The sequence below is a fragment of the Pseudomonas sp. JV241A genome (assembly GCF_900275665.1).
GTDB lineage: Bacteria > Pseudomonadota > Gammaproteobacteria > Pseudomonadales > Pseudomonadaceae > Aquipseudomonas > Aquipseudomonas wadenswilerensis.
Genome location: NZ_OPYO01000037.1, coordinates 229,673 through 246,025, shown reverse-complemented (window position 1 = coordinate 246,025; position 16,353 = coordinate 229,673). Strand labels below are relative to the sequence as shown.

8 protein-coding genes are annotated in these 16,353 nt (G+C 63.4%); 1 reads left to right on the top strand and 7 read right to left on the bottom strand.

Features of this window, described 5'->3' with window-relative positions:
- Window positions 1–68: 68 nt before the first annotated feature.
- Entirely contained in the window at window positions 69–4,934 is a 4,866-nt protein-coding gene (locus tag JV241A_RS25950) for a hypothetical protein (RefSeq protein WP_134065172.1), read from the top strand.
- A 10-nt stretch (window positions 4,935–4,944) separates the two neighbouring features.
- On the opposite strand, the gene JV241A_RS25945 is transcribed toward JV241A_RS25950, so the two are convergent.
- From JV241A_RS25945 to treZ, 7 genes are all read right to left on the bottom strand, one after another.
- Window positions 4,945–6,015: an autotransporter outer membrane beta-barrel domain-containing protein gene (locus JV241A_RS25945; RefSeq protein WP_115086896.1), complete on the bottom strand. Its 1,071-nt coding sequence runs from the start codon at window positions 6,013–6,015 to the stop codon at window positions 4,945–4,947.
- Between the two features lie 309 nt (window positions 6,016–6,324).
- Complete coding sequence (locus JV241A_RS25940) at window positions 6,325–7,119, bottom strand: endonuclease/exonuclease/phosphatase family protein (protein WP_115086895.1); 795 nt, start codon at window positions 7,117–7,119, stop codon at window positions 6,325–6,327.
- Between the two features lie 64 nt (window positions 7,120–7,183).
- Window positions 7,184–9,346 carry a glycogen debranching protein GlgX gene (gene glgX, locus JV241A_RS25935; RefSeq protein WP_134065170.1) on the bottom strand — a complete coding sequence of 721 codons (2,163 nt, stop codon included), beginning with the start codon at window positions 9,344–9,346 and terminating at the stop codon, window positions 7,184–7,186.
- Between the two features lie 119 nt (window positions 9,347–9,465).
- A complete protein-coding gene (locus tag JV241A_RS25930) occupies window positions 9,466–9,717 on the bottom strand; it encodes a DUF2934 domain-containing protein (RefSeq protein WP_134065168.1) in 252 nt (83 codons plus the stop codon).
- Between the two features lie 18 nt (window positions 9,718–9,735).
- The gene (locus JV241A_RS25925; RefSeq protein WP_134065166.1) at window positions 9,736–12,501 is read right to left on the bottom strand and encodes a malto-oligosyltrehalose synthase; all 2,766 of its coding nucleotides are present in this window, start codon (window positions 12,499–12,501) and stop codon (window positions 9,736–9,738) included.
- Window positions 12,498–14,570, bottom strand: a complete 2,073-nt coding sequence (gene malQ, locus JV241A_RS25920) for a 4-alpha-glucanotransferase (RefSeq protein ID WP_134065164.1) — start codon at window positions 14,568–14,570, stop codon at window positions 12,498–12,500. Before malQ ends, JV241A_RS25925 begins: the two co-directional genes overlap by 4 nt.
- A complete protein-coding gene (treZ, locus tag JV241A_RS25915; protein ID WP_275670894.1) occupies window positions 14,563–16,341 on the bottom strand; it encodes a malto-oligosyltrehalose trehalohydrolase in 1,779 nt (592 codons plus the stop codon). The genes malQ and treZ overlap by 8 nt, the downstream gene beginning before the upstream one ends.
- Window positions 16,342–16,353 lie beyond the last annotated feature (12 nt).

Sequence of the window (16,353 nt, the reverse complement as noted above, 5' to 3'; positions counted from 1 at the left end):
GTTCTGTACAAGCCCGGGGCAGGGTATCGGTGTCTACTGCGCTTCCGGTTTTTCATAGAAGCGCAGCCATGCCCTTGGTCTCTAACCCACCACTCAACCGTCAGTACACACCGACCGAGTACCTTGTCAGCGAACAACGGCAGGCGGCGGTTGCGAATCTGCCCGGTACGAACCTGCAACGTGTTGCCCAGGCCCTGCGCACGGCCGCGGTTGAAGAAAACATTGCCATGACCCTGCTACCGGGGCTACTGGTGGCCAGTGGTGTGCTCGAATGCAACACCCTGGTGCTCGAGGGTGTGGATGGCCAGGTGCTGTACGGGGTCGACATTACCGATCCGGCTTGCCTGTTGGAGCCTGGACAATTGGACGCTGTGCAGCTGGAGCAGGCTGCCAGGATCAGGCTGGAGCCTACGCGTATTGGTGCAGTAAGCCGCGGTGAATACCGTTCACTCGACCTTGAGGGCGATGCTTTCTTCAAGGTGGTGGTAGCCATGGTCAACGACTGTGATCCGCAGTTGATCACTGATCAGCAAGTAGCAGAGCTGCGCAATGAATTGGCCGAGCGGGTACTGATGGCGGATCCGCTGATGGCACGGATCTGGGCGCAGGCGCACCCCGCGGTTGAGGAGGTGAACCCGCAAGGCGCGCCGCTCAACCCGGCAAGCCTGGTGATGCGCGCTAGCGTCCTGGCTGCAATCCCCGCCAGCTTCGGGGTGTTCGGTGCCTTTGGCTTGCCGGTGGTGCTTGGTGCCTGGTATCTGGGGTTGCCGATGGCGGCAGCGGTGCAGTTGGGTAACCAGTCACAGCGGGACACCCGCGAGGCGCTGGTGTTGACGCTCGCCAGGAAACTGCCCGGGCTCGACGATGCTCAGTTGCACATCCTGCTGCAGGCACTTGACGGGAAGCTGGCCGATCTGGATCTTGAAGTCGTTGTCGACAACCTCAGAAGCCAGTTCGCACAGCGCGCCCCGAACATGACGGGCAATGAGCTGCTGGAGCGCATCAATCCCTGGGACTGGTTGCGCGATACCCGCGAAAAGGAACAGTCCAGACCCGACCTGAGCCTGAAGCCGACGCTCTTGGGGGCAGGGCTTGAGTTACTGGTGGGCTGGGGTGCGCCAGGCTTTATACCGGGTGAAAAATACTATGCCGGCAAGCCCCCTTTGAATTTGAAGCAGCTTACCCAGGTTGTTCGCGAGCAGGATGGCAGCGAGCGTGTCGTCACCCAAGCAAAGGATTCGGCAGTCGCGTATTCCTCAGCAGGATCATTCGTCGCAGCAGAGGAATATACTCAACCGGCGGTCCAACTGCCCTGGCGTTCGGAGCCTTGGCAGGTGCCGCTGGTTGAGGCGCAAGGCAAAAGGCGACAAGCACGCGAAGCCCCCACCTCGACGTCTCAGGCCCAATTGCTAGCGGATATCCAGCGCTTGCAAAAGCACAATCAGCAATTGGAGCGTCAGGCCACGCGGCTACGCAAGCGCGCCGCAGCAGCGCCCGCCTATGCCAAGCAAGCGGTTCCTGACCTGTTGGGGCTGGTCACGGTAAAAGCCGTGCTATCGCTTAAGGCAGAAAAGTTGCAGCGCGAGGCGCTCAGGGCTGCGTTCACCATCAGCGAGCGCTACCGACAACTGCAGGGCTTGAAGCAGCCGCAGCCGAAAGACACTGGCACTGTGGCGGCTCCCGCGCTGGACACTTCCCAAACCACGGGGCTGGTCCTCGGCCAGGCGCAGCATATCGACGAGACCATCATCCGCTGTTTGCAGCAGGATGCGCAGGCAGCAGGTATGGATCCGCGGTCCATCAACCTGGCGCTGCTGAACCAGACGCTGTCCTTTCAGCCGAAAACGCCGGTGACTTTCCTGGGCAGCGCCAGTCATTCACGCAAGGAAGTGTTCAGCGTCCGTCAGGTAGCCTTGGGTGAGCATCAACGCAACCTCGTAAACTACGTCGATCAATTGCCGTCAGCCTCACCTGGGCTACCCGCGCCGCTGCTGCCACTGGTCCTCGATGCTCAACTGCGTACTCGCGTGCAGGCCGCAGTGATGGAGGACTTTGTCCAGTTGGCGAGTGATGATGCGTTCAAGCAGCAATACCAGAGCTTTGCCCATCACCGTTTCAATGGCGTAATGACACGACTGCTGGCCAGCACCAATGGCCCCTTGCGCCATGTTCTTGATCGTTGGGTGTCGGGTGATCTGGTTGCCGAGGTGGTAAAGGTCACGGACAAGGTTGTACCCAATCTACTGGCGGTGAGAGACCACGCTGGCGGCTTTCTGGTTTCACTGACCACTGGCAGTGTATATCCGTGGGTGGCCGACGATACCTCGGTTGCCCTGGAGCGGTTCATCCGCTCGCATCTGTCGGATTTTGACAACGGCGTGATCGAGCGCACCGCCATTATCGCCAAGCGCTCGCTCAGGCTGACCGATGTGACTTTTTATCAATCGCAGTTGACCTTTGGCGGTGGTGAGGTCATGCCACAGTTGCTTGCGGCTGATCTGGAGATGATCAAAAGCAACCTCAATAGTGCGGTCTTCACTGCCCAGGAAGAGAATCAGCAACGCTGGACGCAGGCTGCAGAACGCCTGATGCAGTTCGGCACGACCTTGATCTCGATGGTGGTAATGGTGCCATTCGAAGGCTTGGCGATGCCGATGGCACTTGCCTCGATGGACGTGGCACTGGCGGCGGGCAATCTGTATTTCGATGAGCGGATGCTGGACGTTGCTGATCGGGGCGATGTCTACCGCCAGGCCCAGGCGGATGTTGCCCTGGGCAAGCTGACGTTGGTTTTCGTCGGCGCTGGCGATCTGGCGGTCCTGGCCAGGCCTGTGGCCCGTGCGGTGCCGGCAGCGGCGCACTTGGCCGCCGACGTGCGCAACCTGGTCGCGCTGATTCGTTCATCTTCGCTAACCGAAGGCTACAGCAAGTCGCTGGACCTGTTGATCAGCCTGTCGCCCCGCCAGCGTGCGCTGATGCTGGCGCAACTGAATTTGGTGCCGGCTGCCATCAGTGACGCTGCCGGCCCGCTGGAAGGCGTTCTGCATCTGCAGCAACGCGCCGGGGTGATTGATGCGCAGACGCTGCAACGGCTGGTGAGCCTGCCCGGGGCCGATACTGTCGAGGGGTTTCTGGGGGGGAGCGGTCAACAGCTTTATTGCCTGGATGACATCAAGCGCCTGCCAGCCGGTTACCGCGTAGTGGTATTGGCAAAGGACAGCAACAAGGTGCTGCAGGCGGGTTTGAGCCTGGGCGAGGGTAAGGTCATCAGCCTCGATAACAGTGCGCTCACCTTGGGTGAATCGGTCAAAGGCTGGCATGAGCTGTACCTGGCGGATGCTCGGTTGCTGAGGTTCGAGCGACAGGCGGGCAAGCTGGCGGACGGCCGCGACGTACGGATTGTTGTCGAGCACGCTGCGCCCGAATTCAGGGCCGAGGAACTGCGCAGTGCACAAGCAGCCAGTCTCAGTGAGTCGCAAACATTGCTTGAGCAGGGCTTCCTCGCCGATTTGCGCAAGTATCCGAAAGTCTCGCGCTTGCTCGCCACCGGCAAGCAACGCCCTGGCCCGCTTTTGCGAACAGTCAGAGCCTACATGGCAAAGCACGGCTTCTTCGATATCAAGGTCAGGGTGGTGCACAGCTGGGACAAGGTCAACAAGGCCAGTAGCAGCCATTTCCTGTTGGTAGGTCGTCACCCGGAGCACGGTCACATGGCTTTCGACCTGATGGCTGCCCGGCGCACCCGCCTGGACCTGGAGCCGATGGTTGTCCCCGAGCCGGTCTGGGCGGCCCGCTTTCAACAGGCTGGCGGCAACCGGCTGATGAAATACCAGGATTTCGTCGATCTACCCAGTGCCAGGACGTCGGCGCGGTTGGCACGCAGCACGGCAGCCACTGCGTATCAGGAACGGTCCGTCTTGTTGATGGCTCCGGATTTCTACAAAGTCGAGTCGGGGCGTGAATGGGTACGAACAGAAGAGCTGCTCGGGGGAGGGAATTTTGCCCGTCACGAGCTCATGCCGGCAAAGCAGGTGGAGCAACGTTACGCCAAGCTGTGCAAGGACTGGCAAAACCTCAGCAACAAGAAGACGGAGTTTCAACAGGGACTGCGGGATTACGGAATGCTTACCGTCCCCGGTGTGGATCTGCGCGCCCGGCGTGATCTGGTGCATTTGAAACGGCTGTTCATACGTCCCGATTCGAACCTCACACCTCATCAACTTGGCGCACTGGCAGGCAGGATCAATCGCTTGGAGCTTGAGCAGCACTGGCAGCAAGCCTTCGCCCGTGCCGGAGCTCATGGCAGAAAGCTGCGTCTGCATGGGGCGAGGAGTTACCGGCCGGCGCCGCAAATCCTGGTGACCCGCCCGGACAACGGCCGCTGTCTGCCATTGGCACGCACCATGGCTGTAGCACTGGAAGGGGGCAGCGAACACGCGCTGATGGACAGGATGTATCTGGTGGCGGCGGATGCCCAGAGCAGCGAAGCGGTTCTGTTCAGCAAAGCGCTTGGGGTGCTGCACGGTAGCGGTGGGTCTGCAGTGAGGACCCTGCCAGGCAACCTTGAGCTGGAGGCAGTCATCAAACGCCTGGCGGATGAGCGACACAACGCCTATCTGCAGATCAATACCCCCAACCATTCCATGCTGATGGCCGTGCGTCAGGAACAAGGGCGCTCGGTATTCCACTTCTATGACCCCAACATCGGCCTGATCTCGGCCGATTCCTTGTCGGGTTACAGCTCGGTACTTAAGCACTACTTTTCCCAAAGACCCATGCTCAGTGCTTATGGGCTTGCTGTGCCTGAGTCGCTGCCACACTTTCGCGTCGAGGTCATAGACCCGGCGGCCATGCAGGCGGTGCCGCTGAATCAGGGCCTGACGGTCAAGGACCTGGGTGCGGCACCGGCGCTGTACAGTCGCACGCGCTGGTAATAGCGCGCCTTTACCAGCGCACCCTGATCCCCAGGTTGCCGATCAAGCCATTCAAGTCATTGTCGTCCACATCGCTGCTGTAATCGGCACTGACAAACAGCGCGACCTTCGGCGTTACCCGCGCCACCAGGCCCAACCCCAACTCGACGGTGGCGGAGTTGCGTCCGCTACTGATCTTGTCGACCTGGCCCAGGCTCACGGTTTCAGCGTTGGTGAAGTCATACCAGACGTTGGTACGTACGAACGGCTCGATCGGCATGCCGTGCACGTTGTAGCGTGCCGACAACCTGGCACCGACCCGCCCGGTCCAGTTCGGTTGCTGGTCGAACGCTTCCTGTGTGTCAGTCTGGCTCTGGCTGCCCGGAAAGTACTGCTGGTTGATCAACTGCGCTTGCGGCTCCAGGGTCCAGTTGCTACCCAGGCTGATGGGGTAGCCGCCTTCGATCGACAGCGTCAGGGCATGGCCGTTGCCGTCCAGGCGCTGGCCGGTTTCGCTGCGGCCATTGATATCGAAGCGTGTACCCATGGCCACTGCATCCAGGTGCCAGCCCTGGTCGTGGGTCATGCTCCAGTACACACCCAGGCTTTCACCGTCGAGGTTGACGACGGTCTTCTGGTCACCGACCTGGGGTCTGCGCAGGCCGTCAAAACCGCTTTGCAGGGTGCTGTGGCCGACGAAGAAACCGGCACGGTGAGTATTGCCGCCGGCTGTTTCACGAATGAACAGGTCCGGGCTGATCTGCAGGCTCTGGTTCGGGGTATCGAGTTGATCGATTTCCGGGCCCGGGGTACGCACCGGCGTCGGGAAAAACTGCGCCCACTGGCTGGCGATGCTGTCGGTGGCGGCCGGGGCGTTGCGCTCGGCCAGGCGCTCGGAAAAGGCGCCAAGGGCACCGAGGCCCAAGCCGCTGGCGCTGACCGGGGTCAGCGAGAGTACAGGCTGGGCTTGCACAAGATTAATCAACGGGTCGTTATCCTCCAGGCCCAATGCATGGGTTTCCAACGGGGTTGCCAAGAGCAGCGACGTGGAAACCGCATAGAAAACATACTCAAAGCCCGTAGGATTTGGAGTTTTTTTCATGGCGGATCTCCTCTGTGTTTAACAGCCAAGGTCTGGCCTGATGTCACGGCTGTAAGGCATAACCAGAGGGCGACCCAAACCAGCAAACCGCTCCCTGCCACGCGCTGAAAAGCGCGAGCTAGAGGTTCGGAATGGAGTCTGCAGTTGCTGCATTACTTCTAGCTAAGGAGAGGACGGGGCGTGCGTCAAGAAAGCGTGAAACAACCGTTATCAAGCTATTGGAAGCGCCAATAGGCTGAAATCAAACAAAAATATATATCTGATAGCCGCAACCGCTCTTTCCAGGGTCGCGGCTATGCCGAATCATTGCTAAAGCTGCACTTCCACCGCCAATGGCAGATGATCGGAGAGGTGACTCCAGGGCTTGTTGCCGAGGATTTGCGGGGCATGGCTGTTGGCATTGCGCAGGTAAATGCGGTCCAGACGCAGCAGTGGCAGGCGGGCAGGGTAGGTTCGTGCGAGCAGGCCGTGATGGCGCTCGAAGGCTTCGTGCAGGTCGCGGTGCAGGTTCAGGGTGCGATTGCCGCGCAGTTTCCAGTCGTTGAAGTCACCCGCGATGATCACCGGGGCGTCGGCCGGCAGCGAGTCCAGCAGCCGCCGCAGCAGTTGCAGCTGTTTTTGCCGATGACTTTCGAGCAACGACAGGTGCACGCAAATGGCGTGCACCTCGCTCTGCCCGGGCACGTCCAGCACGCAGTGCAGCAGCCCGCGGCGCTCGGGGCCGGTAATCGAGACATCAAGGTTGCGGTGTTCGATGATCGGGTACTTGGACAACAGCGCATTGCCGTGATGGCCGTCCGGGTACACGGCATTACGCCCGTAGGCGAAATCGCTCCACATGCTATCGGCCAGGAATTCGTACTGCGAGGTCTGCGGCCAGCCGGCGTAGCGCGCGGCATGGCGGTCGTGGGAACCGAGCACTTCCTGGAGGAAGACGATGTCGGCGCGGGTACTGCGCACCGCTTCACGCAGTTCGGGGAGGATGAAGCGGCGGTTGAAGGCGGTAAAGCCCTTGTGGGTATTGACGGTCAGTACCCGCAGGCGCTTGATCGCAGCAGCCTGGCGGGCAGTGGCGGTGTTGCTGGTGTCCGATTCGACGCTCACGGTTACTCCTAGTCGACAAATCTATAGCATCGGACTTGCCGGGGAACCTCCAGTTCCCCGGCATTCAGGCATCGTCGTCGCGGTACAGCTCGAGCAACAGCAGCGAGCGCCCGCTGACCTGAAACTCGCTGCCAAAGTCATGATGCTCGCCTTTGCGCAATTGTGGTCGGTCGGTGTCGATCAGGCAGTTCCAGTATTCGCCCTCCGGCACCTCGGGCAGGGTGAAGGCGACCGCTTCGTGATGAGCGTTGACGATCAGCAGCAAGGTGGCATCGGCGCCGGGGCGCAGAATACCGCTGACCTGGGCACGGCCATCCATCAGCATGCCCAGGCAGCGCCCGTGGGCGTCTTGCCATTGCTCGACGCTCATCTCGCTGGCGTCCGGCGCCAGCCAGGTGACGTCCTTGACCCCGATCGCCTCATTGTAGTCACCGACCAGAAAACGCGAGCGGCGCAGCACCGGATAGGCCAGGCGCAGCTTGGTCAGGCGCTTGACGAACTTGAGCAGCGCCGCGCCATCGTCATCCAGTTCCCAGTTGACCCAGCCGATTTCGCTGTCCTGGCAGTAGGCATTGTTGTTGCCGTGCTGGGTACGGCTGAACTCGTCGCCAGCGACGATCATCGGCGTACCCTGGGCCAGCAGCAGGGTGGCGAAGAAGTTGCGCATCTGGCGCAGGCGCAGGGCCTTGATCTCGGGGTCGTCGGTGGGGCCTTCGACGCCATGGTTCCAGGACAGGTTGTTGTTGCTGCCATCCTGGTTGTCTTCGTCGTTGTCCAGGTTGTGCTTGTCGTTGTACGACACCAGGTCACGCAGGGTGAACCCGTCGTGGGCGGTGATGAAGTTGACCGAAGCATAGGGCCTGCGCCCGCGGCGGTTGAACAGCTCGCCGGAGGCGGTCATGCGCGCGGAGAAGTCGGCCAGTTGGCCTTCGTCGCCTTTCCAGAAGGCCCGCACGGTATCGCGAAAGCGGTCATTCCATTCCGCCCAGCCGGGGGCGAAGTTGCCCACCTGATAACCTCCCGGGCCGCAGTCCCAGGGTTCGGCGATCAGTTTGACCTGGCTGAGCAACGGGTCCTGACGACAGGCGACGAGGAAGCTGTGACGTTCGTCAAAGCCCTCGTGATAACGCCCGAGAATGGTCGCCAGGTCGAAGCGGAAACCGTCCACGTGCATCTCGCCGGCCCAGTAACGCAGCGAGTCGGTAACCAGTTGCAGCACGCAGGGGTGGCTGAGGTCGAGGGTGTTACCGGTGCCGGAATCGTTGATGTAGAAGCGTTTGTCGTCGGGCATCAGGCGGTAATAGGACGAGTTGTCGATGCCGCGCATGGACAGGGTCGGTCCTAGCTCGTTGCCCTCGGCAGTGTGGTTGTAGACCACGTCGAGAATCACCTCGAGGCCGGCGTCATGCAGGTGCGCGACCATCTCCTTGAACTCGGCGATCTTGCCATTGGCCAGGTAGCGCGGGTGTGGGGCAAAAAACGCAATGCTGTTATAGCCCCAGTAATTGTTCAGGCCTTTTTGCAGCAGGTGCTGGTCGTTGACGAAGGCATGAATCGGCAGCAGCTCGATCGACGATACCCCGAGCTGCTTGATATGGCCGAGCAACTCGTCGCACATCAGCCCGGCAAAGGTACCGCGGTTGGCCTCCGGCACCGCCGGGTGGCGCATGCTGATGCCGCGCACATGGGCTTCGTAGAGGATGGTGCGCTCCCAGGGGATGCCCACGCGCTGGTCGCGGCCCCAGGTGTAGGCCGGATCGATGACCTTGCACTTGGGTACGAACGGCGCGCTGTCGCGCTCATCGAAGCTGAGGTCGCCATCGGGGTGGCCGATGGTGTAGCCGAACAGTGCTTCGGACCATTTCAGGCTACCGACCAGTTGCTTGGCGTAGGGGTCGATCAGCAGCTTGTTGGGATTGAAGCGGTGGCCGTTTTCCGGGGCGTACGGGCCGTGTACCCGGTAGCCGTAGATTTGCCCGGGGTGGGCGTCGGGCAGGTAGCCGTGGAAGATCTCATCGGTGTATTCCGGCAGCTCGATACGTTCGAGCTCGACCTCGCCGCTGGCATCGAACAGGCACAGCTCGACCTTGGTGGCGTTGGCCGAGAACAGCGCGAAGTTGACCCCCAGCCCATCCCAGGTAGCCCCCAGGGGGAAGGGCAGGCCTTCGCGGATGCGCGAGGGTTCGAGGTGAGCTTCGGCGGTAGGCTTGGCTTTGCGGATGGTCATTTGTGCTCCTTGATGAGGCTGGGACTGCTCTGCAGCCCATCGCCGGCAAGCCGGCTCCCACAGGATTCGGTGCAAGCAGCCCCTGTGGGAGCTGGCTTGCCAGCGATGCTTTCAACGGCTTAAGCCACCGGTGGCTTCTTGGCTGCCCTGGGCTTTTTCGGCGCCGCCGCCGCGCTGGCCGGTTTGGCCTTGCTGGTGCTGGCCGCCGGCGCCTTGGCTGGCTTGCGTGGCGTCACCTTGGGTGCCAGCGCTTCGGCTTCGGCGAGCTTGCGCGCCATCGCCCAGTGCCGCTCTTCCTGGCCTTCGGGCTTACCTTCCGACTCCCAGATCTGATAGGCGAATTCACGGATACGTTTTTCTTCGACACTCATCTCTACGCTCCTGAGGACTTAAGTATGTTCAACGAACAGATTGACCGGAAACTCCTTGAGTGCAGTGCTCAGCCACAGCTCCTTTGAGGCTGTGACTGCGCCCGTGGCAAAAAGTCCCGAGCAAGTGGCAGGCGACAAGGCAAACGGCAGGATCAGCCGGGTATCGTCCCAGTTCTGTGCCGGGATCAGGGGGATCGGGGACTGTGCAAACAAGCCCCAGGCCAGGCGCGGCACGACGACAATGGCGCGCTCGCCAGCCGTCACGCGGGCAAACGCCAGGACCCGGTCGGCGTGTCTGCCGCGCACTTCGAGCGGCAGGTACTGACCGCGCAGGAACAGCTGCGGGTATTGTTGACGCCACTCCAGCACCTGGTTGATCAGCGCCTGTTTGATCCGGCCGCTGCGCCAGTCCTGCAGCCGCTGCGCCGTTGTGGTGCCGTCCACCAGCGCCTGACGGCGGCTGGCAAAATCCACCGGGCGGCGGTTGTCGGGGTCGACCAGGCTGAAATCCCAGAATTCGTTGCCCTGGTACAGGTCGGGCACGCCTGGCGCGGTCATGCGCAGCAGGCACTGCGCCAGGCTGTTGAGGGCGCCCGGGCAAGCGATCGCCTGCGCCGCCTCGGTCAGTGAGTGCCGCAACTGCTGGCTGGCGCGCTCCAGCAACAGGGTGTCGATGAAGTCCAGGCAAGCCCGCTCATAGGCCTCGTTGGGTGCGCTCCAGCTGCTGCGCAACTTGGCCTCGCGCAGGGCCTTGCGCTGCCACTGGCACAAGCGTTGGGCATAGGCTTCGAGCGCCGTCGGATCGTTCTCGTCCAGGTCCAGCGGCCAACTCCCGAGCAGGGTCTGGTACAGCAGCAGTTCATCAGCGGCGCCCGGTGCCTCGCCGTCGGCCAGCGTGCTGCGCAAGGGACTGGCAAGTTCACGCCAGTGTTCGACCCGGCTGGCAAACCAGCTGCTGCGTTCGCTGAGCACCGCCAGGCGCGCACGGGTGTCTTCACCGCGTTTGTGGTCATGGGTGGCGGTGGCCAGCAGGTTGTCCGGGAACTGCTCCAGGCGCACAAGACAATGCTGATGGAAGTCTTCGATCGGCGCACTGAAACGCTCGGCATCAAAGCCGACATCGTTACGCGACAGCAGCAGCGCCGAGCGGTAGAAGGCGGTGTCTTCCACGGCCTTGGCGGCCGTGGGTGAAGTCAGCTGCTGAAAGCGTACGCAGGCATGGCGCAGGTGCTTGCGCGGGCGTCCTGGCGGCAAGCGGCACCAGGGTTCGCCACCGAGCCAACGTTGCAGGTAGTCGAGCACCGGCCAGTCGGCCTCGCTCAGGCACTGGCGGGCACCGCGCATGGCCTGCTGGAAGAACGCTTCGTCTTCTGCGGGACGGCCGCAAGCATTGATGTAGGTGCGGTACACCGGATAGTGCTCGATCAGTGCCTGCAGGGCGCGGCGAATGGCGCCGAAGGTCAGGTCGCGGCTCATCAGGTCGTCACGGGCAACCTGCAACAATGCCTGGGACACCGATTCGAAATCGCCGGCCAGGCTGGCGCTGAGGATCTGCTGGCGAGCCAGGCGCACTTCCTCGGTAAACTCCGGGCGGTCGCTCACCGCGCTCCACAGCGCTGCCAGTTCGCCTTCGCCGTCCGGGTCGTGCTGCAACAGCGAGACCTGGTTCATGAATTCGTAGCCGGTGGTGCCGTCGACTTGCCAGTCGCGGTGCAACTGCTCGTCGGCACCGAGGATCTTCTCGACAAAAATCGGAAAGTGCTCCAGCGCCGCCTCAAGCGGGCGCTGGGCCAGCAGCCCGTCGACCCGGCGGCGCAGCTTGCGGCAGTAGCCACGGGGGTCGGCCAGACCGTCAATGTGGTCAACCCGCAGGCCGTCGACCAGGCCGCGGCCGATCAGCTCGAACACCTTGCTGTGGGTGGCCTCGAACACCGCCGCACGCTCCACCCGCAGGCCGCCCAGCTCATTGACGTCGAAGAAGCGTCGCCAGTTGATATCGTCGCCGGCGGTGCGCCAGCTGGCCAGGCGATAGGGCTGGCGTTCGAGCAGGGCGTGCAGGCGCTTGAAGCCTTCAGGCGTACGACTGTCGAACGCAGTGAACACATCGTCCAGAGGCTGCTGCCGGGCCACTGCTGCCAGCTCAGCCAGCAGTGGCCTGGCCCGCAGCGGCGCATCGGCACCGCTGCGCAAACCACTCAAGCGTGTACCCAGCTCCTGCAGGGCGGCGCCGCCGTTGGTGAGAATCACCCCATAATCTGCGGGGCAGATCGGAAAACGGTGTTCGTGGTGCTGAATATGAAACTGGCCCGTAGCGGCATCGAACCGCAGGGGGATTTCTCCGGCCTGTAGCACCGCACCGTAGTCACTGGCCAAAAACGGCAGCAACAGCTGGCCTTCGAGCAACGGGTCCGGCGAGTGCCACTGGATGTCGAAGAATTCGGCATAACGGCTGCGCCGGCCCCAGGCCAGCAGGTCCTGCCACCAGGGATTGTCGCTGCCGACAGCCATATGGTTGGAGACCATGTCGAGGATCAGCCCCATGCCATGCAGGCGTAGCGCTGCCACCAGCCGCTCCAGCGCCGCTTCGCCGCCCAGCTCCGGGCTGACCTGGCCGGGGTCGACCACATCGTAGCCATGACGCGAGCCGGGGCGGGCGCGCAGCAGCGGCGAGGCGTACAGGTGGCTGATACCTAAGCGGGCGAAGTAGGGCACCAGAGGCACGGCATCGTCGAGGCTGAAGTCGGCATGAAACTGCAGGCGCAGGGTCGCCGTCAGGGCTTTCATCGGTCACGCTCCCAGGCTTGTTCGCGGGCTTGCGCCAGCAGCTCCAGGCGCCGCGCCGCGTCCTCGTCGTCGAGCAGGCCGGTAGCGGTCAGGGCAAAACGCCGGCGCCAGTTCGGGTGGCTGTCGGTGGTGCCCGGCAGGTTGGGTTGCTCGTCGATGCCCAGCAGGTCTTCCAGCGGCACCAGCACCAGCGGCGCGCGGGTATGGCCGAGGTAGCGGATGCTGGCATCGATCAGGGCGTCGCTGTCTTGCAGGGGCTGGCCGTAGTTCTGCTCAAGGATCCGCCGCAGGCCCTGGCGTTCGTGTTGGCGCGTTTCGCGCCAGTGGCGTTCGGTGATGCCGTCGATCAGGGTCAGGCGCTGGTTCCAGTCGATATCGCGCGCCTGCAGCCAGCCGGCCAACGGCGGCAAGTCATGGGTGCTGGTGGTGGCCAGGGCACTGTCGGGCCAGTCGAGGATGGGTTTGAAATGGCCGGGCGGGTCCTGTTCGAACAACAGTACGCGCATACCAAGGATCGCCCGTGCGGCGAGCTTTTCGCGCAGGCCGTCGGGCACGGTGCCCAGGTCTTCGCCGAGGACGATGGCCTGGTGGCGCACCGACTCAAGGCTCAGCAGGCGCAGCAGATCATCGAGCGGGTAATGCAAATAGGCGCCTTCGGCCGGGGTGGCGCCTTGGGGAATCAGCCACAGGCGTTGCAGGCCCATCACGTGGTCGATGCGCAAGCCGCCAGCATGGGCGAAGTTGGCCCGCAGCATTTCGATAAAGGCGCGGTAGCCGTTGCGCCGCAGACCTTCGGGCGAGAACGCGCAGATGCCCCAGTTCTGCCCGGCGCGATTGAGGATGTCGGGCGGGGCACCGACGTTGAGGCCGGCCAGCAGCTCGTCCTGGCGGCTCCAGGCCTGGCTGCCGGCGCCGTCGGCCCCCACCGCCAGATCGGCGATCAGGCCGATGCTCATGCCATTGCTGCGTGCCGCATCCTGGGCGCGCTGCAGGCTGCGTTCGATCAACCATTGGCAAAAGGCGTGAAACTCCACCTCTTCGCTGTGCTGGCGGGCGAACGCACTCACCTCCGGGCTGTGCGGGTCGTGCCAGGCGGCGGGCCAGTCGCGCCAGTCCTGGCCGATATCGCGCTTGAGCGCGTGTTCCAGCAGCACCTCGAAACGGCAATGACGTTCAAGGGCGGGACCTGCGTGCTGGCGATAGCTGTCGAAATCGGCGAACAACGGGTGCTCGGCGGCGATAAAGTCGCGATACAGCGCCCGCAGCAGGCGCTGGCGGAACGACGCTGCCTGGGGCCAGTCGATCAGCGGCAGCTGTTCAAGCTGCTCCAGTGGGCCATGCAACTGACAGGCTTCAATGGCCATGCGCACGGCGCGATCACCGAGCAGCGCCGCGGGGCTGGCATAGAGGCTGTTGAGAAACAGCCGGCTGGACGGCGAGTAAGGGCTGTAGCGCTGGGTGTCGCTGGCGAACATGGCGTGCAGGGGGCTGATCGCCAGGGCATCGGCACCGCGCTCGGCGGCGCTGCGTACCAGCGCTTCGAGGGCCAGGCAGTCACCATAGCCACCGTCGTCGGGGCGACGCAGGCTGTACAGCTGGGCACTCAGGCCCCAGCAGCGCGGCGTCGGTGTGTCGAGGGCATCGGCAATGCTGTAGCAGCGTGCCGGTGCTACGGCCAGGGTAAAGTGCTGCCGGTCGATTTGCACCTGGTGATAGCCGATGGGCAACCCGGCGGGAAGCCTGGCCTGAGCGTCCAATTGCAGCAACTGTTCGCTGCCATCCTCAAGCTGCACCCGGCAATCCATCGCGGCAGGGAAATAGCCGGACAGCTCAAGTGCCAGGTCCTGGTCGACCGTCAACAGCGGCGGCAGGTGGCGGGCATCGTGGGCGCTGAGCAGGGCCTGGATGCTGACTTCGATCGCTTCAGCGCTGCCTGCCGGGTGGCCAAGCCCTGCCAGAACCCGTTGCAGCGCCGGGTCGTTGACTCGCTGGGCACGGCCATTGGCGTCGATCCAGTCCACTGCCAGGCCTGCCAGTTCGGCCAGTTGCTGCAAGCGTGGGTCAGTCATGGGCAGGCTCCGCTGGGGTGGTCGGCGTCAGGCTGACCAGGGTGGTGTAAGGCGGTAGTTGTGTAGTGCCGACACTGGCCTGGCTGCAGGTGAACAGCCGCGAAGGGCCATCGGGAAGATCGGCAAGTTGCGCAGTCGGGCCCAGGTTCAGGTCGATACGCAGCTCGCCACCCTGCTGTAATTGCCAGCGCACACTCAGGGCCTGTGGCCCCAGCACATGTGCGCCGAGGGCATGGATACCCGGCAGGTGCGGGACGATGTGCCGGGCGCGCAGAGCCAGCAACTGCCGGTAGAACTGTAGCCAGGGTCGCTGGCGCGATTCAGGCGGGCGTGGCCGTGAGGCGTTAAAGGTATTGATGGCGTTGGGGTCGGGAATGCGCGCCCGGGTGGCTGCGTCCTGGAAGGCGGCAAAGCCGGCAAATTCGGCCCGTCGCCCTTCGCGCACGGCGTCGGCAAGTTCGTCGTGATGGTCGGTGAAAAATACGAAAGGTTGCTCGCAGCCCCATTCATCGCCCATGAACAACAGCGGGATCATCGGCGACAGCAACAACAGGGTGGTGGCTGCCCGCAAGGCCTGTGGCGGACACAGCTGGTTCAGGCGCTCACCGAACGCGCGGTTGCCGATCTGGTCGTGGTTCTGCAGGAACAGCACGAAGGCTGTGGGCGGCAAGTGCCCGCTGGGCTCGCCGCGGGGACGGCCGTTGCGGTCGGGTTGGCCCTGGAAGACAAAGCCCTGGCTCAGGCAGCGCGCCAGCTTCTCGATGGTCGACTCGCTGTAGTCGGCGTAATACGCCTCCTGTTCGCCGGTGAGCAGCACGTGCAGGGCGTTGTGACCGTCGTCGTTCCACTGCGCATCGAAGCCCTGTTCAAGCAGGTGCGCCTGGTTGTGTTCGTTCTCAAGGTTCAGCCATACCTGACGCCCCGGGGTGATCTGGCTGCGCACCCGGCGCGCCAGTTCGGCGAGAAAGTCCGGATCGTCGATGGCATGCACGGCATCCAGGCGCAAGCCATCGACGCGGTAGTCCTGCAGCCACATCAGGGCGTTCTCGATAAAGAAATCGCGCACCTGGCGGCGGCGAAAATCGATCGCCGCGCCCCAGGGGGTCTGGCGATCCTCACGGAAAAACCCGCTGGCGTAGCGGCCGAGGTAATTGCCATCCGGGCCGAAGTGGTTGTAGACCACATCCAGCACGATCATCAGGCCATGCCCGTGCGCCTGGTCAATCAGTTGGCGCAGCTGGTCCGGGGTGCCATAGCTGTGCTGCGGGGCGAACGGCAGCACGCCGTCATAGCCCCAGTTGCGATTCCCGGGGAGCTGCCCGATCGGCATCAGTTCGATCGCGGTAATACCCAGCTCGGCCAGGGCCGGCAAGCGCTCGATGACCCCGGCATAGCCGCCGCACAGGCCGACGTGCAGCTCATAGATGACCGCTTCGTGCCAGGGGCGGCCGTGCCAGTTCGGATGTTGCCAGCGGTAGGCCGCCTGGTCCACCAGCTCGCTGGGGCCGTGCACGCCTTCGGGCTGGTAGCGCGATGCCGGGTCGGCGACCGTCTGCTCAGCGTCAATCCGGTAGCGGTACCGGCTACCGGCCTTGCAGGCGAGGCGGCCGACGAACCAGCCGTCGGCCTGTGCCTGCAAAGGTTCACGCGGGCCCGCTTCGAACTCGACTTCAACCCGTTGCGCGTCGGGTGCCCAGAGGGCAAACCGGGCGCTGCTACTGTCCAGCATCGCGGCCCCGTGGGTCGCTTGTTCCTGTGACCTCAAGGGCATACCTGCCACCTC